The organism is Chamaesiphon minutus PCC 6605 (assembly GCF_000317145.1).
Classification (GTDB): Bacteria; Cyanobacteriota; Cyanobacteriia; order Cyanobacteriales; family Chamaesiphonaceae; genus Chamaesiphon; species Chamaesiphon minutus.
The window spans coordinates 3,619,272-3,644,737 of sequence record NC_019697.1 but is presented as its reverse complement, the minus strand read 5'-3'; the positions used below and the strand labels follow the sequence as shown (position 1 = coordinate 3,644,737).

At 44.2% G+C, this 25,466-nt stretch carries 22 protein-coding genes; 7 read left to right on the top strand and 15 right to left on the bottom strand.

Translation table 11 applies throughout. The features are described 5' to 3' along the window. Window positions 1-360: 360 nt before the first annotated feature. The 7 genes from polA to CHA6605_RS16690 all read right to left on the bottom strand — a co-directional run bounded on the left by polA (window position 361) and on the right by CHA6605_RS16690 (window position 7,817). The gene (polA, locus tag CHA6605_RS16720; protein ID WP_015160588.1) at window positions 361-3,288 is read right to left on the bottom strand and encodes a DNA polymerase I; all 2,928 of its coding nucleotides are present in this window, start codon (window positions 3,286-3,288) and stop codon (window positions 361-363) included. Window positions 3,289-3,520: 232 nt separating this feature from the next. Beyond that, window positions 3,521-4,045, bottom strand: a complete 525-nt coding sequence (locus tag CHA6605_RS16715; protein WP_157260016.1) for a YcxB family protein — start codon at window positions 4,043-4,045, stop codon at window positions 3,521-3,523. A 327-nt stretch (window positions 4,046-4,372) separates the two neighbouring features. Next, entirely contained in the window at window positions 4,373-4,795 is a 423-nt protein-coding gene (locus CHA6605_RS16710; RefSeq protein ID WP_015160586.1) for a hypothetical protein, read from the bottom strand. An 87-nt stretch (window positions 4,796-4,882) separates the two neighbouring features. Beyond that, window positions 4,883-6,115, bottom strand: coding sequence for an ISAs1 family transposase (locus tag CHA6605_RS16705; RefSeq protein ID WP_015159932.1), 1,233 nt, complete (start codon window positions 6,113-6,115; stop codon window positions 4,883-4,885). Window positions 6,116-6,279: 164 nt separating this feature from the next. Beyond that, window positions 6,280-6,684: a hypothetical protein gene (locus CHA6605_RS16700; protein ID WP_015160585.1), complete on the bottom strand. Its 405-nt coding sequence runs from the start codon at window positions 6,682-6,684 to the stop codon at window positions 6,280-6,282. 150 nt (window positions 6,685-6,834) lie between these two features. Further along, on the bottom strand, window positions 6,835-7,269 hold the full coding sequence (locus tag CHA6605_RS16695) for a hypothetical protein (protein ID WP_015160584.1): 435 nt from the start codon (window positions 7,267-7,269) through the stop codon (window positions 6,835-6,837). Between the two features lie 122 nt (window positions 7,270-7,391). After that, entirely contained in the window at window positions 7,392-7,817 is a 426-nt protein-coding gene (locus tag CHA6605_RS16690; protein ID WP_015160583.1) for a hypothetical protein, read from the bottom strand. A 225-nt stretch (window positions 7,818-8,042) separates the two neighbouring features. Between CHA6605_RS16690 and hflX the strand changes: the two genes are divergently transcribed. Together hflX and CHA6605_RS34275 are read left to right on the top strand one after the other, a co-directional pair. Beyond that, window positions 8,043-9,728: a GTPase HflX gene (hflX, locus tag CHA6605_RS16685; RefSeq protein ID WP_086936238.1), complete on the top strand. Its 1,686-nt coding sequence runs from the start codon at window positions 8,043-8,045 to the stop codon at window positions 9,726-9,728. A gap of 572 nt (window positions 9,729-10,300) precedes the next feature. Beyond that, the gene (locus tag CHA6605_RS34275; protein WP_015160581.1) at window positions 10,301-10,540 is read left to right on the top strand and encodes a hypothetical protein; all 240 of its coding nucleotides are present in this window, start codon (window positions 10,301-10,303) and stop codon (window positions 10,538-10,540) included. Between the two features lie 34 nt (window positions 10,541-10,574). Here the strand turns inward: CHA6605_RS34275 and CHA6605_RS16680 are convergent, their stop codons facing one another. Further along, a complete protein-coding gene (locus tag CHA6605_RS16680) occupies window positions 10,575-11,468 on the bottom strand; it encodes a S1 RNA-binding domain-containing protein (RefSeq protein WP_015160580.1) in 894 nt (297 codons plus the stop codon). 98 nt (window positions 11,469-11,566) lie between these two features. Beyond that, entirely contained in the window at window positions 11,567-12,331 is a 765-nt protein-coding gene (locus CHA6605_RS16675) for a dienelactone hydrolase family protein (protein WP_015160579.1), read from the bottom strand. Between the two features lie 458 nt (window positions 12,332-12,789). On the opposite strand from CHA6605_RS16675, the gene CHA6605_RS16670 reads away from it, so the two are divergent. Both CHA6605_RS16670 and CHA6605_RS16665 read left to right on the top strand, forming a co-directional pair. Continuing rightward, window positions 12,790-13,638 carry a polysaccharide deacetylase family protein gene (locus CHA6605_RS16670; protein WP_232432095.1) on the top strand — a complete coding sequence of 283 codons (849 nt, stop codon included), beginning with the start codon at window positions 12,790-12,792 and terminating at the stop codon, window positions 13,636-13,638. Window positions 13,639-13,729: 91 nt separating this feature from the next. Further along, the gene (locus CHA6605_RS16665; RefSeq protein ID WP_015160577.1) at window positions 13,730-14,077 is read left to right on the top strand and encodes a 4a-hydroxytetrahydrobiopterin dehydratase; all 348 of its coding nucleotides are present in this window, start codon (window positions 13,730-13,732) and stop codon (window positions 14,075-14,077) included. Window positions 14,078-14,213: 136 nt separating this feature from the next. Here the strand turns inward: CHA6605_RS16665 and CHA6605_RS16660 are convergent, their stop codons facing one another. From CHA6605_RS16660 to CHA6605_RS33040, 4 genes are all read right to left on the bottom strand, one after another. Further along, a complete protein-coding gene (locus CHA6605_RS16660; RefSeq protein ID WP_015160576.1) occupies window positions 14,214-14,996 on the bottom strand; it encodes an ABC transporter permease in 783 nt (260 codons plus the stop codon). A gap of 117 nt (window positions 14,997-15,113) precedes the next feature. Continuing rightward, window positions 15,114-15,902 carry an ABC transporter permease gene (locus CHA6605_RS16655; RefSeq protein ID WP_015160575.1) on the bottom strand — a complete coding sequence of 263 codons (789 nt, stop codon included), beginning with the start codon at window positions 15,900-15,902 and terminating at the stop codon, window positions 15,114-15,116. A 91-nt stretch (window positions 15,903-15,993) separates the two neighbouring features. After that, on the bottom strand, window positions 15,994-16,992 hold the full coding sequence (locus CHA6605_RS16650) for an ABC transporter ATP-binding protein (RefSeq protein WP_015160574.1): 999 nt from the start codon (window positions 16,990-16,992) through the stop codon (window positions 15,994-15,996). A 251-nt stretch (window positions 16,993-17,243) separates the two neighbouring features. Then, window positions 17,244-17,561, bottom strand: coding sequence for a hypothetical protein (locus CHA6605_RS33040; protein WP_015160573.1), 318 nt, complete (start codon window positions 17,559-17,561; stop codon window positions 17,244-17,246). A gap of 147 nt (window positions 17,562-17,708) precedes the next feature. On the opposite strand from CHA6605_RS33040, the gene CHA6605_RS16640 reads away from it, so the two are divergent. The 3 genes from CHA6605_RS16640 to CHA6605_RS16630 all read left to right on the top strand — a co-directional run bounded on the left by CHA6605_RS16640 (window position 17,709) and on the right by CHA6605_RS16630 (window position 21,004). After that, window positions 17,709-18,674 carry a glycosyltransferase family 2 protein gene (locus CHA6605_RS16640; RefSeq protein ID WP_015160572.1) on the top strand — a complete coding sequence of 322 codons (966 nt, stop codon included), beginning with the start codon at window positions 17,709-17,711 and terminating at the stop codon, window positions 18,672-18,674. A gap of 4 nt (window positions 18,675-18,678) precedes the next feature. Then, window positions 18,679-19,101 (top strand): hypothetical protein, encoded by a 423-nt coding sequence (locus tag CHA6605_RS16635; protein ID WP_015160571.1) that lies wholly within the window; start codon window positions 18,679-18,681, stop codon window positions 19,099-19,101. Window positions 19,102-19,180: 79 nt separating this feature from the next. After that, the gene (locus CHA6605_RS16630) at window positions 19,181-21,004 is read left to right on the top strand and encodes a serine protease (protein ID WP_015160570.1); all 1,824 of its coding nucleotides are present in this window, start codon (window positions 19,181-19,183) and stop codon (window positions 21,002-21,004) included. 50 nt (window positions 21,005-21,054) lie between these two features. Here CHA6605_RS16630 and CHA6605_RS16625 read toward each other — a convergent pair whose 3' ends face one another. After that, window positions 21,055-21,816, bottom strand: a complete 762-nt coding sequence (locus tag CHA6605_RS16625) for a hypothetical protein (protein ID WP_015160569.1) — start codon at window positions 21,814-21,816, stop codon at window positions 21,055-21,057. Window positions 21,817-22,026: 210 nt separating this feature from the next. Then, window positions 22,027-25,464, bottom strand: a complete 3,438-nt coding sequence (locus tag CHA6605_RS16620) for a C2 family cysteine protease (RefSeq protein WP_015160568.1) — start codon at window positions 25,462-25,464, stop codon at window positions 22,027-22,029. Between the last annotated feature and the right edge of the window lie 2 nt (window positions 25,465-25,466).

The following is a 25,466-nucleotide window of genomic DNA, read 5'->3' as shown; positions in this document are numbered from 1 at the left end:
TTGCTGGTGTGGATGGGCGGGTTTGGTTGAGATTTCTGGAATCGATCGATGATTATTTACATAAACCCGCCCCTACGAATTTGTGTGGTTGAATTTTGATATATTCAATCTAATCGACATTTCTATAATGTCAGGGCATATAATAACCTACTGATTTACCAATAATATAATTATTACAACTAACTAGAGCGTTGCAGAGTTTAGTAATGGCAATTAGACTATTAATCCAGATCGGTAATTCGATTCTAGCTAACAACCAGCTAATCCTTGCCAAGACACTTTGACGAAGACTTAAATTGGCTGGATTATAGAAATAAAAGCAAAAGCTGTTTTAGACATATCCAGTTTTTATTTGTATTACTATTTCGCATCCATCCAATTAGCCCCACTACCAATCTCCGCCACCATCGGCACACTCAAATCGATCGCACTCTCCATCGTCGCCTTAATTTTCGGTTGCAACTCCTCCCACTCATCCTGCGGAACTTCCAACACCAATTCATCATGTACTTGCAACAACATTTTCGCTTGATATGGCTCCAATAACTTATCGATTTCAATCATCGCTAACTTAATAATATCCGCACTCGAACCCTGAATCGGGGCATTCGCCGCCGCGCGTAAATGTCCCGCATCTACTTGTCCGAGATTGCCGAGATTATCCAGATCGATACTATTTGGATCGCTACCTTTTAAACCACGCAATTTACCACTTTCAAACTTAAAATACCGCCGCCGTCCGCAGACAGTTTCCACATATCCTAACGCGATCGCTTCTCGTTTCACGCGCTCTAAATAGTCAAAAATGCCTGGATATCGATCGTAAAACTTATCGATGAAGATTTTAGCTTCGCTGGCTTTTATGCCAGTTTCTCGCCCGAATCTTGCCGCACCCATGCCATAAACTACGCCGAAGTTAATGATCTTACCCATCCGGCGTTGTTCGCTGGTGACGGTATCGCTTTCAAATAAGAGTTTGGCGGTGACGGTGTGGATATCTTCGTTTTGGTTGTAAGCAGTAATTAAAACGGGTTCTTGACTCAGATGGGCGAGGATGCGGAGTTCGATTTGGGAGTAATCAACTGCTGCGAGCAGCCAGCCAGGTGCGGGGACAAAGGCGCGGCGAATTTGGCGGCTAAATTCGGTACGAATCGGGATATTTTGGAGGTTGGGATTGGAGGATGAAAGTCTTCCCGTGCTGGTAACGGCTTGATTGAAATCGGTGTGAACTCTACCTGTTTTGGGGTGGATTAATGCGGGAAGGGCATCGACGTAGGTAGATTTGAGTTTGGAAAATGTGCGGTGTTGTAAAATCAGATCGACGACTTCATGTTTGCCTTGCAATTTCTCCAAGGTATTGACATCGGTGGAGTAGCCAGATTGAGTTTTACGGATACCTTTGGTGTCTAATTCGAGTTTTTCAAATAAGATATGTCCCAATTGTTTGGGCGAACCGATGTTGAATTTTTCGCCTGCGAGGACGTAGGTTTGCTCTTCGATTTTGGCTAAGTCTTCAGCTAAAACGTTCGAGAGTGTTTTTAGATATTCAGCATCGATATTAATCCCCCGATCTTCCATATTGGCAAGAATCGGTTCGAGGGGTAATTCGATCTCTTGCAACAGTGCGAGTAACTTCGGTGCGGCGGCTAATTCGGCTTTGAGGATGTCGTAGAGGCGGTAGGTACCCCAGACATCCATCCCGCAATATTCCGCCACGGCAGGGATGCTAATATTGGCAATAGTTTTTCCTTTCGGTACCAGATCTTCGTAGCTCTGGGGGACGATGCTCAGATAGCGGCTGGATAAATCGGTGAGGTTGTGGCTATTGTCGGGATTGATGACGTAGCTCGCCAACATCGTATCGAAAACAACACCTGCGAGGTTGATGCCTTGGTTTTTAAATACCAATCGATCGAATTTTGCATTCTGCAATACCTTCGGATATATCGCAGCTTCGAGGATCGGCTTGAGATTTGTGAGGACTAATTCTAGAGCTAAATTATCTCCCGATTCGTGCCCGATCGGAATATATGCCATCGTGTCAGGTTCCGCACCCCAACAACAACCAATCCCGACTAATTCCGCATTGCGCGGTTCTAAATCAGTAGTTTCCGTATCCCATGCAACGGGACGATCTGGATCTGTATGTTGCTGAAGATTGGTTATTAAAGCTTGTAATTTGGCTTCAGTATCGATAATTTGTGGTTGAATCGGCGATAGCTTGCTAAGTTGAAACTTGTCGGTATCCTCAGCACTAAAAAACCACATATCGTCACCACCATCATCAGTGACAATCGATCCCTGCGGTGTAACAATCTCACGCACTGGCTCGTGGGGACTATTAATACTCTCAGGAGTTGGAGCCGCAGCACCACCAAAAGCTTCTTGCAGTTTCTCGATATCTTTACTAAACCGATGCAGTTCCAATGTTTGTAATATTGGCTGCACCTGCTGAAAATCAAACCCAGTTAATTTCGTCTCTGGCAACTCAATTTCTAGCGGCACATCAGTAATAATTTTCGCCAAATACTGAGAATGAGTAGCATCATCCTTACCCGCGATCAACTTCTTCCCATTCGCGCCTAGAATCTCCTCTACGCGCTCGTAAATAGTCGCCAGATCTCCATATTCATTCAACAATTTCACTGCCGTTTTATCGCCAATTCCCCGCACGCCAGGAATGCTATCCGACTTATCCCCACACAACGCCTTATAGTCGATAATCTGCGCCGCAGTCACGCCCATCTTATCAAATACAGCCTGCTCGTTCATCTCAGTTACAGATGCCCCACTTTGCGAGTAAGCTGAGGATAGATACAACACGCTCACTCGATCGCGATCGCTCACCAGTTGAAACATATCCTTATCGCCAGATAAGATCTTCACCTGATAACCCTCGCGGCTAGCTCTCCCCGCCAGTGTCCCCAATACATCATCCGCCTCAAATCCCACCGCCGTAATCGTCGGTAAATTTAACGCCGTCAATAGTTGATATAGGTTTTGAATGTCGATCGTGAAATCTTCAGGAGTTTCCACTCGATCTGCTTTATAATTGTCATCAGCTTCATGTCTGAATGTTGGCGCGCGTAAGTCAAACGCGATCGCCATCGAATCCGGCTTTTGACTATTAATAATCTCAACCAAAGCCTTGACAAATCCAAAACAAATACTCGTCGGTACTCCCGCCGAAGTCATCAAGCCACCGCTCTTACTTTTGGCATAGGCAAAGTAGGAACGGTAAGCCAAGGAATGTCCATCAACGAGGATTAGTAGGGGAGTTTGAGACATACGATCGAGTTGATTAACCTAATTAAATTATACACAATCTGTAGGGGCGGGTTTATGAGATAAGCTACGGATAATTCTAATAATCTGAATCAAACCCGCCCTCCCCAGTGATAACGGATTGCATGTGATTAGCTACGAATATCAGTAGCTATATTCAAATATTTTTCGACGAAAATCGCCAAGAGTATAGATGATGCACATTGCCTCACCTACGCCATATCTATACAAAAATTCACCCTTTTTTCCGCTTGCTAGGTATATTTGCTATTAATAATTGACGAAATTCACTAACTCTATCTTCATCACTAAAAGCTGTCTTAGGTATTATGTTATACAAGCTGCCATCTTGATAATAAATAATAAATAAGCTTGAAGTTTCTTGCCAATAGGTATAAACAGAATACTGCATTATTGATTCGGATCGAGCAGTTATGATTTTAATTCCTATCTCATTTGTCTCAACACAAATTTCATGTTTGAAGTCATCTGTTGAATTATTCCACGCTCTCTTCACTAAAAAACGATTTTGTAAGACAAGAATACAAGCTACTGCACAAGAGGCTACGGATAGAATCAAGAAATTGAAAACAAGAACAGTCCAAGCTTTTGGAGGAACACCATTTCCTTTTGATAATAATATTAATATAAAGATTAAAAATAAAATACCATATGCAATCAATATATTTTTTACGGATTTGACTACTTTTACTGGGGAGTATATGGAAGAAACGTCAGATGCTTCTTGTAAATCATTCAATTTAAGGAGGTACTCAAATCTCATAAAGGAAGATAAAATGATTAATTGTTAGAGATGTAGGATGGGTACTGATCGCAAGCCAAACATAGACGAAGCGAAAGTTTTAGATCGTGTTTACGCTCGCTCCAAAAAGAATCATAATTAATTTGCCGGACGAACTACCCGAATTAAATTACCTTGTAGAAACTTCTGTAAAAAGCGATAGAGTTAGCAATTGATGTTCGACTTCTTGACGAGATGTAGGGTGGGCACTGCCCACCATCTAGATTTCTAATCATCTTCCTGTGTTTCCCAATCCGATCGATTAATTAATGTATCGATCTGGTCTTAATGACGCTCCAGCGCATCAAAAAAATCACGACTTTGTTGCCGTAAAGCATCGGAAAGTTCTCTATTTTGTCTCTCTAAAGCACGAGCGATCGCTTTGACACTAACCACAGTATCTTTTACATCAGAAGTAACTGCCATTACCGATTTAGCGATGGAATTAGTTCTGCGTTCGTTGGCACGTTCGACTTCAATGAGTTTGGAGATTTGCTGAGTATTTTCCGCATTTGCTTGAGCGGTAGCAGCGATTAACTGCTGAATTTTCGCATATTCACTGGCTCTTTGTTCGCGCTCAGTTGTTGCTTGAATTTCCATCTGCTCCATCCTCCTGTCGAATGCAGAAATCGATCGAGCCAATAATTCAGCAATATCCTCGATTCTTTGAGGTAATCTTTCTAAGGGTGTGTCGTTCGATTGAGTCATTCGATCTAATTTCTAGCAGCTACTTTATTCTATAGATAATTATAACAAACAGATCGAGGGTCAGTCACGGTTAGCGCATCTCAAAACCTATTGACAAGCGGATGTGCTTGGATGGGAAGTGGGAACAGCCGCAGATAAGACAGCAAGCATATAGCGGTCATTCATCGCGGTTCGCCGGGACTTTTGACGAATACTACGCCGAAAAGATGTCTCACGTTCTAAGGCATTAAGTGCAAGGCGACGTAACACGGCAAAATTCTGCGGACCGTGGAGAGAACGAATGCGAGATTTGTCCTCATCAAAGGTGACATCTAATGTCCAATGGACAGAATTCTCAATCCCCCAGTGCTGGCGAATCGCACTACCAATCCGGTTGGCATCGCTGAGAAGACTGGTTAGGTAAAATTGGACTTCATGAGTGGTCTTGTTCCAATACTGAGACTTGCGTACAACCATCACAACTGTTTGCAGTCCACTCCACTGGTCTTGTTGATACAGCAATGGTAGTTGTGAAACAGGGACAGTGTAAACTTTCCGGTTTTCAATCCGATGATGTCCTTTCTCCACCCGCTGACTAATACTGACATCTACGCCTTTAAACCCCTGTGATTGTGCTGTCTCAAACCAGCTTTTGACTTGTTGGTGTAGTGTTGGATGATTATCCTTAAGGCTTAACACATAATCGGCATTTGCTCCAGTAATCTTCGTCGCCATCGATTTCTGCGTGCCCATTGCATCGATAGTGATGATACAGCCTTGAATGTCTAGCAATTCTAATAATGCGGGAATCGCTGTGATTTCATTAGATTTAGCACTGACTTTTGTTTGTCCCAAGACCAATCGATGCTCACTCGCCCATGCACTCACCATGTGCAACGCTTTGACCCCAGATGCCCTGTCGTATGAACCTCTGTTGGTTTTACCATCAATGGCGACTACTTCCACTCCTAGTTGCTCAATTAGTGATTGCACCCACAGCCGAAAGCATTGCTCTAATTCTTTGGGATTGATTTTTTCAAATACTCTTCTAAATGTGTCGGCGCTGGGGATTCCGCCTGGTAGCTCTAGAAATGTACTTAACCACTCTTGCTTATTCACACCATACTCTTCCATATCCTCCCATCCTTTTGCTCCTGCGATTACTGCCAAGATGGCAATGGTGATAATGTCTTTGAGTAGATGTACTCTCGTCCTCTGGGTTCTGGGATCTTTAATATCTTGAAAGTATTGCCCAAACTTCTTTGTAATTTCTTGGCTGTCTAAATTCGTCGCTCCGACTGTTTCAGTTTTTTGCTTCTTCTTTTCTACTTGTGTCGGCATTACTTTCACTGTAATCGCTAGATGGACGCTCGTACCTACCCTAGCTCAGATCTTTCTCAAATAGAAGCCCTCAGCAGCAATCCCTTTGTCAATAGGGTTTGAGGTGCGCTAGCCGTGGAGGGTCAGTGGCTTAGATAGCGATCTCACAAGGCTAGATACAATCTCTATTCTGGAGGATTTTGTCGATCGATCTTGCGTCCAATTTCTTTAATATCTTCTTGCAAATCTTCAAGAGCATCATAGAGTGAATTACTCCGTTCTTGAGATTCTCGATAACGGTCGATATTTTCCAGCCTTGACTCGCGAATAGTGCGGCGCAATTCTTTAATTGCTTTACGTTCACTTTCAATACTCGTACTATTAGCCGCGATCGCTTTTGCATTCGAGTCAATTAGTTGTCTCGTTGCCGATAAAGATTGCTCAAAACGGTCATGAAATGTTGCTTGGGCTTTAATTTGGATGCTAACTTCTTTAATCTGTTGAGATAGCTCAGCGGTGTTAATTATTTGCTGTTCCATCAACCGTTCTAGCCGTGTCAGTCGATCGATAGATTCATTTGCTTCTGTCATAGCAGTTAAGGATTAAGATCGATCCAGTTTGATATAGACGATAAGTAGCCTTCTTGTCATGAAATTTGATGAGGTCATGGTCATAATCTTGGCTCCACGACTATCGATCGTTTAAATCTTGCTTTCTATGTCCGATCGCGATAATTGAGATTACTGTCTAATTTTGGTTGCGAAACCAGAAGCTTTAAACTTTTTCAATTGCAGTGGTTGCCGCGCACTTTCTGGAACCGTAATTCGCATCTCAAAATCATTAATTCCTGGCGGCACCTGCTCGATTAAACCCACGCGTCCCCGATTTGGTAAGACGTTATTATTATCCGCATCATAGATCCGTCCATAGACATCTGCGTCGTAGACAGTTTTCCCCGACTTGTTTTCAGCCTTCCCGACAATCAAGAAACAGGCAGCACCTTGAGTCACACCGCCACTAGTCACCGCACCCTGTGCAACTTCTGGCGGACAATCCTTGTAATCGACTTTTGACAAGGTAATGGGAGTGACTGCCAACGCTGCGGGGGCAAATAGCCCTGTAGACATCGATACAAGGAGGGCAATGGCAAATGTGATGAAGGTACGAATTAGCATAGGAGGAAGCGAGGGGACAGGGGGAGACTTGGAGATGAGGGGACAGGGAGACGAAGGGACATGGAGATGAGGGGACAATTAAAAACGCTCGTGTCAAAACTCTATCCACTATCCACTACTCTCTAAAACCATTGTCCCCCATTGAAGCGCGAATATGGCGATAGAATGCGGAGTAACGAATGAGTGACAATCGAACTTAGCAGGCTAAAGCTAGTATAAAACCCGATAAATCCAGGAATATTAAAGTTTGCTCGATCGATCCCCGGTAAGCCGATAACCTTAACAATCGTTATCAAAAATAGCCCTTCCCACACCGCAGCACCGAACTGTAATAACCCATTCCAGTCGCCATCCCACCGAAACCGTTGGAGCTGATGATAGATAAGATCCCAGATTATTCCGAATATACCGAGATAGATTAACGTTAGCAATGTCTGTCCAGCGATCGATGGACTCGACTTGAATACCATTAGGATGGTTAATAATAGCCCAACTGTCGCCAATAGCAACACGCGAATCTGCCAGCGACCGAATAGTGTAAAAGTCATGATGTGCTCAGGGAGTACCGATCGGATGTAATTTTACTCTAACCGATCTTCACATTTTTTCTATTCATCTATAGACTGTTAGATCTGTGCTGGCCAATGATTTTATCTTAATTATTTGCGATTTCAAATTATCGTCGATCGCGGTAGTAACAAAGTTTTACAAGCAGCGATCCCAAACGCCGCCGCCAGCTACTACACTAGAAGTAATGCGTTGGAGAAGAGCATATCGAGACGATATACGGCAACTTACAAGGATTAAAATCCAATCAGATCAAACAGCTACGGAAGTTATATAACGACAGACTACCAGGCGATCGACTGACTACGCCAGAATTTGCCCAAAAACTAGCGGCGATTAGTGCAGAAATCGGCGATCCGGTGAGCGTGTATATCAATCGGCGCGGACAAATTATCCGTTTGGGTGTCGGGACTCCCCGTCAGACACAAATTCCCCCGTTGGAGCTACCCCGTTATGGTGCGGAACGGTTGAGCGGGATCCGGTGTATTTCGACTCAGCTCAAACCGGAGATTCCTAGCGAGAGCGCGCTGACATCGATGGCGTTGCAGCGTCTGGATGCGCTGGTAATTTTGAATATTACTGGTAGCGGTTTTCAAAAGCGGGGAGGGGGCGCGACTGGATACATTCAAGATACCTATCTTGCCCACTTGGTACCGCATCCAGAGATTAACTGGACGATTTCGCCGCCATTAAGTTTGGATGCGGTTAGCGACCAAGATTTTCTAGATCTGGTCGATGGGATCGAAAGCGAATACGCACGGGATATCGCGAATCAAAATGTCGCCGACGAAATCGATCGAGTATTATTAGTTGGTGTCAAAACCGACTATGTAACTACTCAACGGTTTAATGATGGTTTGGAAGAACTTGTCAGATTAGTCGAAACTGCTGGCGGCGAAGTCCTGCAAACCGTCCAACAAAAACGATCGAAACCCCACCCGCAAACTGTCGTTGGCGAAGGGAAGATCCAAGAAATCGCCCTCGCCGCTCAAAAAATTGGTGCGAATCTGATCGTCTTTGACTGCAATCTATCCCCCAGCCAAGGGCGAAATCTCGAAACTCAAATTGGGATTCGGGTAGTAGACAGAACTGAGGTGATCTTAGATATTTTCGCCCAGCGCGCTCAATCGGGCGCGGGTAAATTGCAAGTCGAGCTAGCCCAGCTAGAATACATGCTACCGCGCCTAACTGGGCGGGGTCTTGCCATGTCCCGCCAAGGTGGTGGGATCGGCACTAGAGGGCCTGGAGAGACCAAATTAGAGACCGAACGCCGGACGATTCAAAAGCGAATCTCGCGGCTCCAGCAGGACGTAAATCAGCTTCAAGCCCACCGTTCGCGGCTGCGTCAACAGCGGCAACATCACGATGTACCATCTGTCGCATTAGTGGGTTATACTAATGCAGGCAAATCTACTTTGCTGAATACGCTGACTAATTCCGAAGTTTACATTGCCGACCAATTGTTTGCGACTCTGGATCCAACGACTCGTCGCTTTAATGTGCCGACGAGTAATACTGGCGAACAGCGGCAAATCTTACTCACGGATACGGTGGGTTTCATTCATGAGTTACCACCGCCGCTGATGGATGCCTTCCGTGCCACGCTAGAGGAAGTAACTGAAGCCGATGCACTGATTCATCTAATCGATCTGTCGCATCCAGCTTGGCACAGCCATATCCGCTCGGTTATGGGAATCTTGAGCGAGATGCCGATCGCGCCAGGGCCATCGCTGATCGTGTTTAATAAGATCGATCGAGTGGATGGCGAACGATTGGCGCAAGCTGAGGAAGAATTTCCCAATGCTGTATTTATTTCAGCATCCGAACGTCTGAGTTTGGAGACGCTGCGGCAGCGAGTCGGGCAGCTTATCGCTTATACGGTGCCAGCTTGAGCGATCTGAGGGATTGAAATGTTAACCTTTGCAATCCGAATACAAGTCAGTTATATATATTGAAAGCTGACTTTTTAGTTACCTTTTAAACTTTGGACTCTATGGTCTACAGGTTAAGCTAGTTTTATCTGTATTTGAGAGGACTCTAATTCATGTAGTTTCCGAACAGCATACAGGGTGGTTTAATTTAGAGTGAGGGAGTCGAGCGGCACGATAGTTTTACACTCGACTTCCGTACCTTTTTTTTGAGCTAACTAGCTTTGACTTTTAAACCCTCTAAGCTTTGCTGACAGAGACTTTGAGGGACTTAATTCCTAATTCGATCGACACATAATTAGTCCTAGAATCTGATTTTAGGGCTAATTGCTTGCATTTTGACAATATATTTGTTACAATTCTTAATAAGAGACAACGAAAAGCTTTAGAATCCAGCACGAACAGCCAGCTCGATCGCGAGTGACATGGCCAGAGTTTTTGTCAGATCGTAAGGAACGAGTTTTCTCCTCCCAACACAGCTATCTTACCAGCCGATCGAATCTCCGCAGCGTGCATTGCACACAGTAGGAGAGGCTATGCCAACGATCTGTTGGTTTTTTATCGTCGGTATCGAGATTGTCAACTTGGAGGAGAGATTCGTAGGCTACGCCAACGCCAAAGGAGTCCCCTGGAGAATAAAGTCTCGGCTGGTGTTGCAAAGTCCGCCTGTCTTGTCGCACTTCCATGGTCGGGAAACCCGACCAGAGTGCGCCGCTACGCGGACTGAATTGTTAGTCCGCGTAGGCGGACTTTGCAACATTAGCAGCGGTTTCTAACCGCTGGGATAATAATAGGTAACGCGAGTTCGGATTAGTTACCAAATAACTTTTTGGCGGCGCGTTCGCTTCTGGCTTCGGCTGATTCCATCACTTCGGCCATATTTTCTAACATTTCGCCGGGGTGATTTTCGAGTACTCTGGTAGAAAGCGAGATTTTACCATTACCTTCATCGAGATCGATAATCATCGCTTTGATTTCTTGGCCGATTGTAAATAGTTTTTCACAGGCTTCAATCCGATTTTGACTGATTTGTTTGATATAAATTAAACCAGTGTTGCCATTAAATTCAACGAATGCACCAAACGGTTTAATTCCAACGATCGTACCAGTAACTAATTGACCTAATTCTAACTGACTGAAATTAGCCGTCCGCGTTGCTTGTCGTTGAGAAAAAACCAACTTATTTTTATCTTTGTCAGCTTCGATAATTACGCCAGGAATACTAGTGCCAACTAAAGATTCGAGATCGCGTTCGACTAATTGCGATCGGGGAATAAAGCCGCGAATGCCTTGGAAGTTGACCGTGACGCCACCTTTATTAACGCCAGTTACCCGGAGCTGGATCGATTCTTTATTACTTTGAATATCACCAACTTGATTCCAGGCATATCTGACCTGCAATTGACGTTTAGATAACGTAACTTGACCATCGGCATTTTGTTCGCGAATAATCAGAAATTCTTGTTCGTCACCGATTGGTAATAACGCAGACAAATCGGCAGATTCATCGGCAGCAACTTCTTCGGCGGGTACGAAGGCTAGCGATTTACCATTAATGTCTACATAGACACCATCGCTATCGTAACTATGAATTTTACCTCGCACTAATTGGTCTTTTTCAAAGCTGACTGCTTCAGCATCTAATGCTTTAGCAAAGTCATCCATGGAGAAGATTTCGGCTGAGGTACTTTGAGTCTTATTCATTTGGAAAAGTTGGGAGTTGGAAATTGAGAGTGTGGGTCAATGGATATTTCAAATCCTAAACCCCTAAAATTTAGATCCTAAAGCCTAAAGCCTAAAGCCTAGATCTTGAGTCGATCGAATAGTTCTTCTACATGTTGCCATGCTGACTCAGCAGCGGTGGAGTTGTAGCTGGCTCGTAAATCGCAGCAGAAGCCATGCTCGGCACCTGGATATTGCCAAATTTGATGGGGAATGTCATGTTGAGTAAGCGCAAATTCGATTTCGGCAGTGTGTTCGGGGGGAATGCTAGCATCCTCCATACCGAAGAACATATATATCGTACCCGCGATCGCGGTTGTTTGGCTCACTGATGGCTCGCCACCGCCAGGAGTAAAGGTCGTAATTCCACGTCCGTAGAAAGAAGCCGTCACGCTAATATCTGGGAGCGTCGCGGCTAAATAAGCAACATGTCCGCCAAAACAAAACCCAATACAGCCAAAATGGGGCCGGACTTGCGGTAAAGTTTTGAGATAATCGATCGCAGATTGAATATCTGCCAGTAGCTGTGGGGCACTAGTTTTCTCCGCATAGCTCCGCCCCAATTCAATATCAGCACTCGTGTAACCGAGTTCTAAACCTGGTGCAAATCGATCGAATAAAGCTGGTGCAATTGCCACATAACCTAGACTCGCAATTCGCTCCGTCACAGCCTGGATATGTGTATTGACCCCGAATATCTCTTGGAGTACGATAATGCCAGGAAAATGGCCTGCGCCTGAAGGCATGGCTAGATAACCGTAGATATCGGACGTTTGAGACTCGATCGAACCCGATGGAGGCTTCGTCAATGCCACCTGCTTTGTTAACACTGGGAGTTTGACCATGTAGATTAGTTTAGCTATTTACTTGCCTCAGTTGGGCATACTTACATTTAAGTTTATCTATATGTCATAGTATGGCCTCAGTGTACTTACGAGCCTAGTATAAAAACTAGAATGCACGTCTCTATCGATCGACAGATATAGACTTTGAATAGCCAACAGATCGATCGCCGCCATCGATAAAGAACAGAGCCAAAATTAACTCAATCGTAGCTCTAATGAATTAAGTAAAATGCGCTTGTAGTGAGCTGTCGCTAATAAATTGGAATTTTTTTAGTCGCATTCCAAAATTTTGAGTACAGATGCGAGAGAATTAGATCCGGAATTAATAATTCAAACATTGGAGTAGTTATTGCGATCGGCATAACCAATCCAGATGAGAACACTTTTACAGATCGGGAGTTAGTAAATTGGCTAGAGGTGACTATCAAAATCTTACAAAACGACTCTTACCAGGTAAGATGCTGTGGCTGGTAATCGCTGCGGTATCTTTTGCCCTAATCGTTTTGCTTCACACTATTTTTAGCGGTATATCGCCAAAGACATTAATTGCCGAAACGGGTCTTGCAGATACTACTAAAGTAACTAGTGCGGTTGCCAGCAGCATCCCGATGAACTTTGACGTTCCCAAAAGCTTTCAAGCTAAAACCATTAAAGATGCCACCGTACCAGGTGCAGAAAAAGTCATCGCCCTTACTTTTGATGATGGCCCTTGGCCCCAAACTACCGAGCAAATTTTAGACACCCTCAAAAAAGAAAATGTCAAGGCCACCTTCTACATGGTCGGCCAACCGCTAAAATCTTTCCCAGAAATTGGTAAAAAAGTGCTCGCAGACGGGCATATGATTGCCAACCACACGCTCCACCACTGGTACAAAAAAATGAGTCCGTTGGTCGCACAACGCGAAATTGAAGATACCGCCAAAATCATTAAAGAAGTCCTGGGTGTAGAGACAGCCTACTTCCGACCGCCAGGAGGCGTGCTGACAAATGGCTTGGTAGCATACGCCCACAAACAAAATCAATCGGTGAACATGTGGTCGGTGGATTCTGGCGACAGTCGCCCCAAACGTCCATCTCCAGAAGCGATGGTCAAAACTATTTTGGCAGAAGCTACTCCTGGTGGAATTGTTTTGATGCACGACGGTGGTGGCAGCCATGACAATACCGCTAAAGCCGTGCCCGAAATTATTGCCCAGCTACGCGCTCGAGGTTATAAATTTGTAACAATGACCGAACTGCTAGAAATGGCATCCGCAACACCAGAGACGCCAACAGCCAAAGCTTTACCTTCCTCAGCTATTAACTAGATCTTCGCCAGCCGATCGTCGATAGTTATAAATAGTCCTGCTAATTACTAAATTAGTAGGACTATTTATTGTTTTTATGAGGATAAGCGCGATGACAACTTTAACCCAGCAACAGTGTATTCCTTGTCACGGCGGCGAAACTGCCATCTCGCAAGCCGAAATTGATGCCTTTCAACCGCAGATTCCCGATTGGTGCCAGTACGAAGTCAAAGGCGAACAACGCATCGAAAGACTGTACCAATTTAAAGATTTTAAAACCGCACTAGCATTTACCAATGCTATCGGCGAATTAGCCGAAGCCGAATCCCACCATCCCGCACTCTTAACCGAATGGGGCAAAGTTACAGTCACCTGGTGGACGCACACAGTCGGTGGCTTGCACATGAATGACTTAATTATGGCCGCCAAGACGGAAGAAATATTTAAGCAATTTAAGTAGAGAATAGGTGCGATGGGGAGACAGGGAAACAGGGGGGACTGGAAGACTGTTAGTATTTTCTTTTCCCCATACCCTCTTCACTAAAACCCAGAACCTAAAGCCTAAAACCTAAAACCTAAAACCTAAAGCCTAAAACCTAACTCGAAGCACTAGTATAAAATCTCAACGCAAACCGCCAAAAATAACTAGAGGCAATCAGCAACACTACTGCCAAACAGCCACCACTCACAATCCAGGTCGCATCTGCGCGCCCTAGCAGCGTCTGTGCGGGGATTGTCGTCAGAAATGTAACCGGAACCACAAACGTAAAAAAGAAGCGGTACGCAGGCGGATAAGCCCCGATCGGAAAACGTCCGGCAGCCAGCAAACCGCGCAATACCTCGGTAATATTATAAATCTTAGTAAACCAAATACTCGTCGCACCCAAGATAAACCAGAGACTATAAATAATCGTCAAGCCAAACAGAATGGGCACCGCACTCAGTAAATATGCACCCACACCAATATCCAGCAAACTGCCAGCATAAAACACGATCGCCAATCCAAACAGCATGTCTGGCAATCCCCATAACGAGAAACTATGAAAAGAGAGCCAAAATTGTGAACTAATCGGCTTGAGCAAGACAAAATCTAGGGTGCCATCCTGAACGTGCTTGACAATACGACTGAGATTGCTAGCTAAAAATGTACTAGAAAATCCTTCGAGAAATGTGAAGATACCTACTACGATCAGTGCCTCTTGCCATTTCCAGCCCTGAAAGTTGTATCCTTTTTGATAAAATAAAAATAAACTAAATAGACTACCTGCAAGTCCACCTAAGCTGCTTAATGCAGCAAATAAAAAATTAAGGCGATATTCTAGCTCAGCAGCGATCGAAGTTCTCCAAAATAGTTGAATTAGGTTTAGATATTTGTTCATAATTGGATTGAAGGCAGAAGGCAGAAGGCAGAAGGTCAAGGGGCTGGGCGTTAGTTTATTAACGATCGATGCCCAATTCTCAATTCTCAATTCTCAATTCTCAATTCTCAATTAAGATTATGCTCCCATTCCAGAGTACTGACGGATGCCTTTGCGCCAGAGCCAGCGATTGGCGATCGAGAAGACAAGCAGCCAAATGAAGATAATGCCAAAACTCCGTATGATATCGACTTGCAATCCAGTGATAATGCTGGCCGGAAAGTTAATAATATAGGGAAAAGGTGTCCAAAAAGCAATCGTTCTAACTGCTGGTGGAAAGATTTCGAGAGGAGCGATCGCGCCTGACAAAAAGAGATTTACTAAAAATACTACTTCCTGAATCGAACTAGCTTTCTCAGTCCAGAATGCAAACATTGCTAACGTATATTGAATCAGAAAAGTCAGTGCAAATGCACAAGCACTGGCAATTGTAAATAATCCCAATGTACTCAAACTTGGTATCCAAAAGGCACTCGGATACAAACAGAAAAATAAGGCAACCAATCCAAAGATAAAGGGCAATCTAGCAAATCGTTCGCCAATATGCGACCAAATATGATGCCAGACAGGATCTAATGGCTGTAGCAATCGAAACGATAACTTTCCATCGACAATCTCACGCTCGAAATCCCAAATTACCCACACAACAGTAAGTTGACGAACCAAATAAACCGCTAGGAAATATCGTGCGAAATCGATCGAGGATAAACCAAAGTTACCCTGTTGTGCGGCTTGCGTCCACACGCCCATTAAAATGAACGGTAACGACCCTGAAAGTGCCCACAATAGCAATTCTGCCCGATATTCTAGCATGTAGGCGTAGTAGGTCACTAGCAGCGATCGAGAGATTTTGAATAGTCGTTTCATGAGTCTAAATTAGATCGATCGTTGCAGATTGGTGGGTAGTGAGGATCTACCCACCCCACCCTTCGGGCACCCCTCAGAGGAGGGGATTTGTTTAGGCAGGGATGGCTGTTTCGGCTGTGCCAGATTGAAAAATTTGGCCGATGACATCATCGATCGGTGGATCGGTAATACTGAGATCGACTACTTCTAATTCGCCTAAGATTTGGGAGACAGTTTTGGTGAGCATTTCTTGGGGTACCAAAAACTTCGCCGATGCACCTTCAACCGATCGCACGTCGGCATACATGGCTAACTTATCTTGGGGATAAATATGTTTGAATTCGACATTTACTTCCCGACATGGCGAAAACCGATCGACTAAACCATTGAGATTGCCATCATAAATTAATTGCCCTTGATTGATGACTAAGACTCGATCGCACAGTGCGGTAATATCCGCCATATAGTGACTCGTGAGCAAAATTGTGGCGTTGTATCGCTGATTGTATTCGCTCAAAAATTTCCTGACTGCTACCTGAGCATTGACATCCAATCCGAGTGTCGGTTCGTCGAGAAAAAGTACCTGCGGTTCGTGGAGTAACGCGGCGAGTAATTCGGCTTTCATCCGTTCGCCTAACGATAATTTACGCACGGGTTGAGTCAGCTTGTCTTGAATCGCCAGCATTTCGGCTAATTCATAAATCCGAAATTGGGCGGTGCGATCGCTCAAACCGTAGACAGCAGCATTAATCTTAAGTGAATCTAATGCGGGTAAGTCCCAAATTAGCTGTTGTTTTTGCCCCATGACTAGAGTAATTTGCTTTAAGAATGCAGTCTCGCGTTTGAAGGGAGTTTGCCCTGCTACTTTTACCAGCCCAGTCGATGGATGAATCAAACCGCTGAGCATCTTGAGTGTGGTTGTTTTACCCGCGCCATTTGCACCCAAAAAGCCGACAACTTCTCCTGCCTCAATCTGGAAGGAAATGTCCCGTACCGCGTGAATCTGTTTGTAAGTACGTTGGAAAAAATGCTTGATAGTACCATTCAAACCCGGCTCTTTAATTGCCACCGGATAAACCTTACTCAGGCGATCGACAATAATACTAGCCATGAAAATCGCGTTTAAATTTTAACCAGCTTTGCTCGATCCCTCGCTGTCTCGCCAACTTTGATGGGATTGAAAATCACTATTTACTACTATAAACGATTCTCCCCGCCAGATGCCGCAACATTACTACAGGGTGCGATCGACAAGTTAACTAATTAAACATCGATCTCTATCATTTTATAGAGGCGATCGCCAACTTTCTAAGATGTATAAAATAATTGAGCAACGCCCAATTTTTAATTCTCAATTCTCAATTACTTCCAGCCTTTTAATGCTGCAAGATTAATCAATCCGCTACCGACGGCAATCGCCAGCACTCCCCACCAACGTGCCGTAATCAATGCTGTACCGCTCGATCGATCGAGATCTTCGCCACGAGCTAGGCGTTCGGTGCGGTAGCCAGGAAATATAATTAAACCTATGCCGATAATTGCCAATACTGGACCCAGAATGGCTACTATTGGATAAAAACGCCCCTCAGATAGCGCGAGATGCCAGTTCCAGACTGTTAACAGTGTACCCATAACGGCGATAAATACGCCGCCTAAACGTTCGATCCGCCTCGTTGTCATGCTCGATCCTCGTTACCAAGATTAGATCTATCTACAACGAAAGATATCTAACTTTCGGAAACTGTCTGAGGCTCGATCGTGTCCTAAAACTAGGATAGGATGGTGTTGCCTATAACTAGTTATAGTTCATCTATCCTGTTTTGTAACATGTCAACTCAGAGGGCAAAATCGGTGTTTTTTAGTATCGTCATTCCTACTTACAACAGACTCCCCATTCTACAAAAATGCTTGAGAGCACTAGAAATTCAAACCCTGGACGAGAAGATCGTAACTGGTTATGAAGTAGTCGTCGTCGATGATGGTTCGACTGATGGCACGATCGAGTGGTTGCAAAATAGCACTAATGAATTGCCACATCTCAAGATCTACGAACAAGCTCACAAGGGTGCCTCCGCTGCCCGTAACATGGGCGTAGAGCGAGCCACTGGAGATACAATTGTCTTTATCGATAGCGATATCGTCGTGACGCCGACATTTCTGCAATGTCATGCCGATGTGCTGCTGGCAAAACAAGCAGAACTGGGTAACGATCGCGTCTTTACTTACGGTGCCGTAATTAATACTGCCAATTTTGAATCCCCCACTAGCGAACCTTACAAACTGCTCGACTTTTCTAATGCTTATTTTGCTACCACTAATGTGGCGATCGCCAAACATTGGTTGATCGAAGTTGGCTTATTCGATTTGGATTTCGATCTCTATGGCTGGGAAGATTTAGAGCTAGGCGTCCGGCTCAAAAACCAAGGCATCCAGATGGTTAAATGCCCCGAAGCTGTTGGTTATCATTGGCATCCAGCTTTCTCACTCGATCGGATTCCTCGCTCGATCGAGCAAGAATTAGAACGCGGCAAAATGGGTGTAATTTTCTACAAGAAGCATCCAACTATGGATGTAAAAATTATGATTCAGATGACAGTTTTTCATCGGATCTTGTGGAACATTCTCTCGCTCGGTGGCTTGCTCAACGAACGCACGATGAAGCCTTTATTACAGTGGTCGATCGATCGTGGCAATCCCCAATTAGCCGAACAGTTTGCCAGAATTTTCCTCAATCAATATAGCGTCCAGGAAGTCCATCGCGCTTATCAAGCTAGTCTCAGAGCGAGCGAATAAGTTAATGAATAAAAAAGTCAGGCAGATAATTTTGTTGCTTTGGATTGGCACCACTTCGTTGCTAGATTTTTTACTGGCTTTATTTACTTATCCACTAATTACATTCTTTAATTATGCAAACGATGGCCCACCCTATTACGAGCAAAATTCATATTATCTGCCGATCCATGAGATCGTCATCAACCAAGTTTTAGTATCATTTTTATTCTTATTATTTGGAATCGCTTGGTCGAGTATTATTTTATTAGGGACGGAGCGATTATTATCCTTTCTGCGGTTTCCAACACCGGGGAATAACAAATTTACTCACTTGAGTTTGGGACTACTTAAATTTGCACTAATAACGATCGTCTGTACGATTTTAGCTAGTAATATCTATCTGATCTACGACCAAATTCAGGGGCGGGGCGGCATCGGATCTAAGTGATTAATGTAAGTTACAATCTCGGAGTAACTCTAAAAATTTTGGTTATACTAAGATTCAATAGATGTCTCGATCGCGCTATATGAAAACTTGGCTTGTCACCTGTGGAATTGTCACTCCATTAGTTATTATCTTGCCTGCGGCGGCGATCGCGCCTACCGAAGTATCAAGAATTGCTAAAAGCGTGACTGTGGCGATTAAAACGCCGGATGAGCGCGGATCTGGAGCAATTATCGATCGCAATGGGAATACTTATACCGTCCTCACCGCCGCTCACGTCGTCAAAAAAACTGGTAGCCAATATACGATCGAATTGAGCGACGGCCAAAAATATCCCGTCAGCGCGCGCCAAATTTCACCGACTGGCAATATCGATTTAGCCATCGTCAAGTTTCAGAGCGATCGCACCTATCCAGTCGTCAAGATTGGCAACTCCAATGATGCAGTAGAAGGCTCTTTGGCATATGTAGCCGGATTTCCGCTCGAAACTGCGGCAATTTCCCAATCGGTTTACACCTTTAGCGATGGCAAGATTACCGCCAATAGTTCTAAACCATTTAGTAATGGTTACTCGATCGTCTATAGCTGTAATACATTACCTGGCATGAGTGGCGGCCCCGTATTAAACGATCGCGGCGAATTAATTGCCGTCCATGGTAGAGGCGACATCCAAGAAAATAAAGCTACTGCAAACGCCAACGTTTTTGTCAAAACTGGGTTTAACTTGGGCATACCCGCCAATACATTCGTGCAAATTGCCGGGAGCATGGGTGTCAAAATTGGCGGCAAAACCGCACCAGTTATTGCCACTCAACCGCGCACTACTACCGCCGACGACTTCTTTGTCACCGCAGCCACCAAATTTCGCCAAGGAGACTATCCTGGAGCCATTCAGGGGTTCGATCGCGCGATCGCCACTAAGCCCAATTATACGGCGGCTTATATTGCCAGAGCCGAAGCTAATTTATATTTAGACAATGAAGAAGAAGTAATTCGCGACGCCAATCGTGCTTTGAACTTAAATCCCCGTTCTGATGATGCCTATGCCCTCAGAGGGGGTGGCAAAATTGGGATTGGCGATGCCAAAGGAGCCTTTGCCGATCTAGACCGAGCCATTGCCCTCAATCCGCGCAATCCCCGTGGCTATTTCTATCGCGGTTTCGGACAGATGCAGTATGGCGATCCCACTCAAGCACTGCAATCGATCGACAAGGCGTTAGCGATCGATCCCAATCTCAGCGATGCTTATGCGGTGCGCGCAGTTGCCAAATATCTCCTGGGCGAACCCCAAGCTGCGGAATCAGATTTCGCGCGCGCGCTCCAAATCAATGCCAATAATTTCCTCGCTTACGTTTATCGCGGCTTTATTAGAGTAGTTGCGGGTAAAAAAGAAACTGGTTTTGCGGATCTGCAAAAAGCGATCGCCATCAGCCCCAAAAATGCGATCGGTTATAGCTTGCGCGGACAAGCTTATGCGAACACTGGCGACTATGCGCGGGCGATCTCCGAATATAACCGCGCTCTTCAAATCAAGCCTAACTATGGCAGTGCCTATGCTAATCGGGGTGTTGCTCACATGCAACAGCAGAATTTCAAGCAGGGTCTGGCAGATGTCGAAAAGGCACTCAAGCTCAATCCTAGTAACGAAACTGCCTATCAAGGGCGTGCGATCTACTATATCAATCAAAAAGATTTCCGCCGATCGCTCGCCGATGCTACTCGCGCCAGCCAAATTAATGGCGCATCCCCCGATTCTTATGTGATTCAAGGCGTATCCTATATCGGACTGGGCAACCGCGAGCGGGCTAAAATTGCTTTACAAAAAGCAGCGCAACTTTATGAAAAACGTGGCAATCGCGGCAAAGATTATCAAGACACGCTCGCGCTGTTGAAATTGTTATCTTAATTTCTAACGCTCGTGCTCCTGACTCCCGACCTCGATGCAATTTTTTAGATCTAATTATAAGTTAATAAAAGTGGTGGGAGTGCGGGTGCATCGACTATTTTAATGTCATTAATTACAGATTTAATGCTTTCTTGAATGTCACTATTTTCAAAAAGTAATCGCTCGGAAATAAAAGAACTAAATTCATTTAATTCTTGTTGCCACTTGCCAAGGATCGTAAATATTTTATCTACTCTATCTCCAGAATGTGCGGTAGTATCATAACTAAATGTGCCAGAAAAAATAACGGCGGGATGAGTTAGAGGAGTAGGAAATTGAATTGTAGCGGCATCGATCGACAGGTTTAATTGTCGATCGCCTAAATCGTAATTGAGATTGATGGATGCACGCATTTTCTCGGTACCGTATTGCTGCCAATTGCCAGTAGTGAGTAATTTATTATTGATATATTCTGTTGCGGAATCTGGACTATTTTGTGGGGCATAGCTGCGGAAGTTGATACCAACAGAGCGATAGTCGGCCATTTTCAGTATAGACACATATTTTTGGGCGACTTCGCCAGCACGTAGTGTTTCGATCGATTTATCGCCGACCATTTCAAGGAACATCAGTCGATCGGGTTGAGCGACGATACTCAAGCCATTAGTAAACATAATTTGGGCAACGCGATCGCTATAAACTGGCTCGCGTTCTAACTGCCAATCGATCGGGATAATTCCTGTCTGCTTGAGAAAAACTTCATTCAGTATTGTCGGATTTTCAACTGGAACGGCAATGACGATCGCAATTTCTTGAGTGATAAGTTTGCTCATTATTTTAGATAGGGAATTAGGGAATACTAGTCTTTCACCATAGATCGGAAGTCAAGGTAGTATCTTCAGTAGATCTATAGCTTGGAAGATTTGTTAGATTGAATATTTTGGTAATAGCACTTATCAATGGAGAGAAATATTCCGAAGATCCCCATTGTCAGAGATAATTAAGGGGATCTTCGAGAATTTTTGCTTAAAAATTGAGATTAATTAAGCGATCGTAATATAGCCGAAAGTGCGGAATTGGTCGTATGAGAGATCGAGAAATCCATCATTGTTACCATCGGCAGCCCCACTCCAAGCATAGTCAATACCCCAAGGATTGCGAACTACAACGCGTTGCTCGCCAGTATTGCTAATATAGGCATTGGTAACGGTATAAGCATGGCCGCTAATCAGATTTAGCCCATTTACAGAGGGAACGCCTGCTGACAGAATTGCCTTACCAGCAGAAAGAGAGTCTTTAATTAAATTAAAGCTGAAATCCCAGCTACCCCCGCCTGTATAGTAGTTGCGAGCAGCACGTCCCGTAACGCGCTGGAGTCCATCGTCTAGATAATCGCCATTGCCGATAATATCCCATCCGGTTCTGGTGCTAGAACCCTCATTAAATTCTCGCCACTGAGCGCAAGCTTTTTCAATAATTGGTGCCCACAAACCGTCTTTGTTACTAGTGCCAAATAGATTTTTACCATCGGTAGTCGCGAGGCGATTATCGACAGTCACCCATTCAGCTTTGAGATCTTGAGTAAAGAACCGAACGGTATAGGTATTGTCACCATTATCGAGCAACATGTCATTAATGGTTTTGCTAATACTATTCCCCGCATCATTAGATTGCGGTGCGAATGTGGCACCCAATGCTGCCAGGAGTACGCAATTTCCAAAACTTCGTTGATCGATGCCACCGATCCGCGCGCTGGTATTAGTGCCAAATAAAGGCCCTTGGAACCGTGTATAGATGAAATTTGTGGTTTTACCGCTACTGGTAAATGTTGGTGTTGGTGCGACGGTACCTAAGAACCATTTACCCAGACTCGCCTCGAAGTTGGTGGTATTGATATTGGCGTAGGCATCTGTGACTAACTTATTAGATAAGTAGCGAACGGGATCGGAGATCGAAAATGGCGTAGTAGTAGCCATCAAACTCTTGAGATCGGTTAGCTCAGAAGTATCGACGACACTACCATCTTGCACATCGCGGAAAATCGACAACAGATCGTTACGATCGAGTTGTCCGTCAGCAGCTTTGCTCCGAGCTAAACCAACGACACCCACATCTTTGAGATTGAGATCGAACCAGTCTAGCGTCGCAGAAAGATTAAATAGCTGCGAGACTCTAGTGCTAGCTGCCCCAGTTTTGTCATAAGCAACGGCATTTAAATTATAGTCACCAGCCGCCAATCCTAAAGCACTCAAACTAGTTGAGTAATCAAACTTAGCTAAATTAGTACCATTGGCAGTAAAGCTAGTCACATCAGCCAATTCAATCCGATTATTCTTGCTATCGGTCAACCAAAAATCTACTTTATTAACGTCTTGCCAGCCGTTAATATCCGATACATAGCTAGATGCGAGTTCCAGAATAGAAGACTTGCTATAGACAGATTTGAGACCATTAAGAGTCACAGTTTGGGGCGCGCTATTTACCAAATTCAGAGATTTGGCATATGTATTGCTAGCTACTCCCACTCGATCGTAAGCAACAGCATTTAAACTATAATTACCTGCTGCCAATCCAGCTAAACTAGTCGAATATCCAAATTTAGCAGCGATCGCAGTATCTGAGGTAAAACTAGTAACATCGGCTAATTCAATCCGTCGATTGAGGGAGTCAGTCAACCAGAAATCTACTTTACCAACATCCTGCCAACCGTTATTATCTGTGACAAAACTCGGATCGATAGTCAGTGTTGAATTGAGATCGTAGCTGGATTTAACACCGTTAACTGTCAGAGTTGTTGGTGCGGTATTATTGACCGCAAAAGATTTCACCGATCGACTGCTAACCCCTCCTGACTTGTCATACGCGATCGCATTCAAGTTATAGTTACCAGTAGTCAAACCTAACTGACTCAGATTGGCAGCATAGTCAAATTTAGCAGTAGTCAGACTATTGCTGGTAAAACTAGTAACGTCAGCTAGTTCGATCCGTTTGCCTTTAGAATCTGTCAACCAGAAATCGACATTATTAACATCTTGCCAACCATTACTATCGGATACAAAACTCGGAGCGAGCGTTATTGTCGAATTAGCATCATAGCTAGCATTAATACCGTTTAGTGTCAGAGTTTTTGGAGCAGCATTAGTCAAGCTAAAAGACCGCATAACTTGGCTGCTAGCGACACCAGCCTTGTCATAAGCCACTGCATTTAAGTTATAGTTACCAACTACCAATCCAGTCAAAGTGGTAGAATAACCAAACTTAGCCGAGGTGAGATTATTAGATGAGAAACTAGTAACATCAGCTAATTCAATCCGATTATTCGATCTATCGGTCAACCAAAAATCTACTTTGCTAACATCTCGCCAGCCATTATTATCCGACACATAGCTGGTACCTAGAGTTAGCTTGTCGTCAACATTATAGCTAGCAAGAACGCCATTAATTTCTAAGTCTTGAGACTTGCTATTGGCGATATTAAAAGTACTCGATGTAAAGGTGCTACTCTTGGCGTTAGCTTTATCGATCGCAACTGCATTTAACTTATACGCACCAGAGGCTAATCCAAGCAAACTAGTAGAATAGCCGAATCGAGCAGAAGTCAGGCCATTACCAGTAAAACTAGTAACATCAGCTAACTCTACCCGTCTATTACCAGAGTCAGTCAACCAAAAATCTACTTTAGCAACATCTTGCCAACCATTACTGTCGCTTACAAAACTCGGAGCGATCGTCAGTGTCGAAGTGGAATCATAATTAGATTGGATACCACTAATACTTAAATTTTGCGCCGCGCTATTGATAACATTAAAAGCACTCGATGTGAATTTATTGCTAGCCACTCCAGCCCGATCGTATGCTACCGCATTTAACTGATATGCTCCAACTGCCAATCCTAATTGGCTTAAACTAGTCGAATAACCAAACTTCGCTGATGCGGCGTTATGAGAGGTAAAAGTATCGACATCAGCTAATTCAATCCGATTATTCGATCTATCTGTCAACCAAAAATCTACTTTACTAACATCCTGCCAGCCATCGCTATCCGATACATAACTGGTAGAGAGTGTGAGGGTAGAATTAGCCGCATAGCTAGTTCTCACACCATTAATAATGAGACTTTGCGGCGTGCTATTGGCAGTGCTAAACAGCGGATCGTTAGAAAAAGTAATTTGATATGGCGAGCTAGTTGTAGACGTAGCTTGCTGAACTTTAACAAAGTAGGTTCCAGCATCGAGTGTGGTTTTAATTAACTCCGATCGAATGCCAGTAGCACTTGAAGCTGCTAATTGTCTGGAGGCACTATCTAATAAAAAAAGATTGACATCGCCGCCGAGTCCTGACAGACTCATGCTCACATTGGAGCGATTATTAACTTGGAGCTTGTAGTAGTCTAGTCCATCAAGGTTAGCAACAGATCCACCAAAAGATTGGACGCCAGAGCCAAGCAAGACGTTTTGAGCGGTATTTTGAGTGTCAAACATGC

What these genes read in the sequence shown, in the direction of transcription:
- CHA6605_RS16705 (WP_015159932.1), bottom strand. Translation starts at nt 6,115, where the DNA reads ATGCCGACACAAGTAGAAAAGAAGAAGCAAAAAACTGAAACAGTCGGA.
- CHA6605_RS33040 (WP_015160573.1), bottom strand. Translation starts at nt 17,561, where the DNA reads ATGACAACGAGGCGGATCGAACGTTTAGGCGGCGTATTTATCGCCGTT.
- CHA6605_RS16700 (WP_015160585.1), bottom strand. Translation starts at nt 6,684, where the DNA reads ATGACAGAAGCAAATGAATCTATCGATCGACTGACACGGCTAGAACGG.
- polA (WP_015160588.1), bottom strand. Translation starts at nt 3,288, where the DNA reads ATGTCTCAAACTCCCCTACTAATCCTCGTTGATGGACATTCCTTGGCT.
- CHA6605_RS16690 (WP_015160583.1), bottom strand. Translation starts at nt 7,817, where the DNA reads ATGACTTTTACACTATTCGGTCGCTGGCAGATTCGCGTGTTGCTATTG.
- CHA6605_RS16640 (WP_015160572.1), top strand. Translation starts at nt 17,709, where the DNA reads ATGTCAACTCAGAGGGCAAAATCGGTGTTTTTTAGTATCGTCATTCCT.
- CHA6605_RS16660 (WP_015160576.1), bottom strand. Translation starts at nt 14,996, where the DNA reads ATGAACAAATATCTAAACCTAATTCAACTATTTTGGAGAACTTCGATC.
- CHA6605_RS16665 (WP_015160577.1), top strand. Translation starts at nt 13,730, where the DNA reads ATGACAACTTTAACCCAGCAACAGTGTATTCCTTGTCACGGCGGCGAA.
- CHA6605_RS16675 (WP_015160579.1), bottom strand. Translation starts at nt 12,331, where the DNA reads ATGGTCAAACTCCCAGTGTTAACAAAGCAGGTGGCATTGACGAAGCCT.
- CHA6605_RS16620 (WP_015160568.1), bottom strand. Translation starts at nt 25,464, where the DNA reads ATGTTTGACACTCAAAATACCGCTCAAAACGTCTTGCTTGGCTCTGGC.
- CHA6605_RS16710 (WP_015160586.1), bottom strand. Translation starts at nt 4,795, where the DNA reads ATGACTCAATCGAACGACACACCCTTAGAAAGATTACCTCAAAGAATC.
- CHA6605_RS16655 (WP_015160575.1), bottom strand. Translation starts at nt 15,902, where the DNA reads ATGAAACGACTATTCAAAATCTCTCGATCGCTGCTAGTGACCTACTAC.
- CHA6605_RS16695 (WP_015160584.1), bottom strand. Translation starts at nt 7,269, where the DNA reads ATGCTAATTCGTACCTTCATCACATTTGCCATTGCCCTCCTTGTATCG.
- CHA6605_RS16680 (WP_015160580.1), bottom strand. Translation starts at nt 11,468, where the DNA reads ATGAATAAGACTCAAAGTACCTCAGCCGAAATCTTCTCCATGGATGAC.
- CHA6605_RS16670 (WP_232432095.1), top strand. Translation starts at nt 12,790, where the DNA reads ATGCTGTGGCTGGTAATCGCTGCGGTATCTTTTGCCCTAATCGTTTTG.
- CHA6605_RS16650 (WP_015160574.1), bottom strand. Translation starts at nt 16,992, where the DNA reads ATGGCTAGTATTATTGTCGATCGCCTGAGTAAGGTTTATCCGGTGGCA.
- CHA6605_RS16630 (WP_015160570.1), top strand. Translation starts at nt 19,181, where the DNA reads ATGAAAACTTGGCTTGTCACCTGTGGAATTGTCACTCCATTAGTTATT.
- CHA6605_RS16635 (WP_015160571.1), top strand. Translation starts at nt 18,679, where the DNA reads ATGAATAAAAAAGTCAGGCAGATAATTTTGTTGCTTTGGATTGGCACC.
- CHA6605_RS16625 (WP_015160569.1), bottom strand. Translation starts at nt 21,816, where the DNA reads ATGAGCAAACTTATCACTCAAGAAATTGCGATCGTCATTGCCGTTCCA.
- CHA6605_RS34275 (WP_015160581.1), top strand. Translation starts at nt 10,301, where the DNA reads ATGCCAACGATCTGTTGGTTTTTTATCGTCGGTATCGAGATTGTCAAC.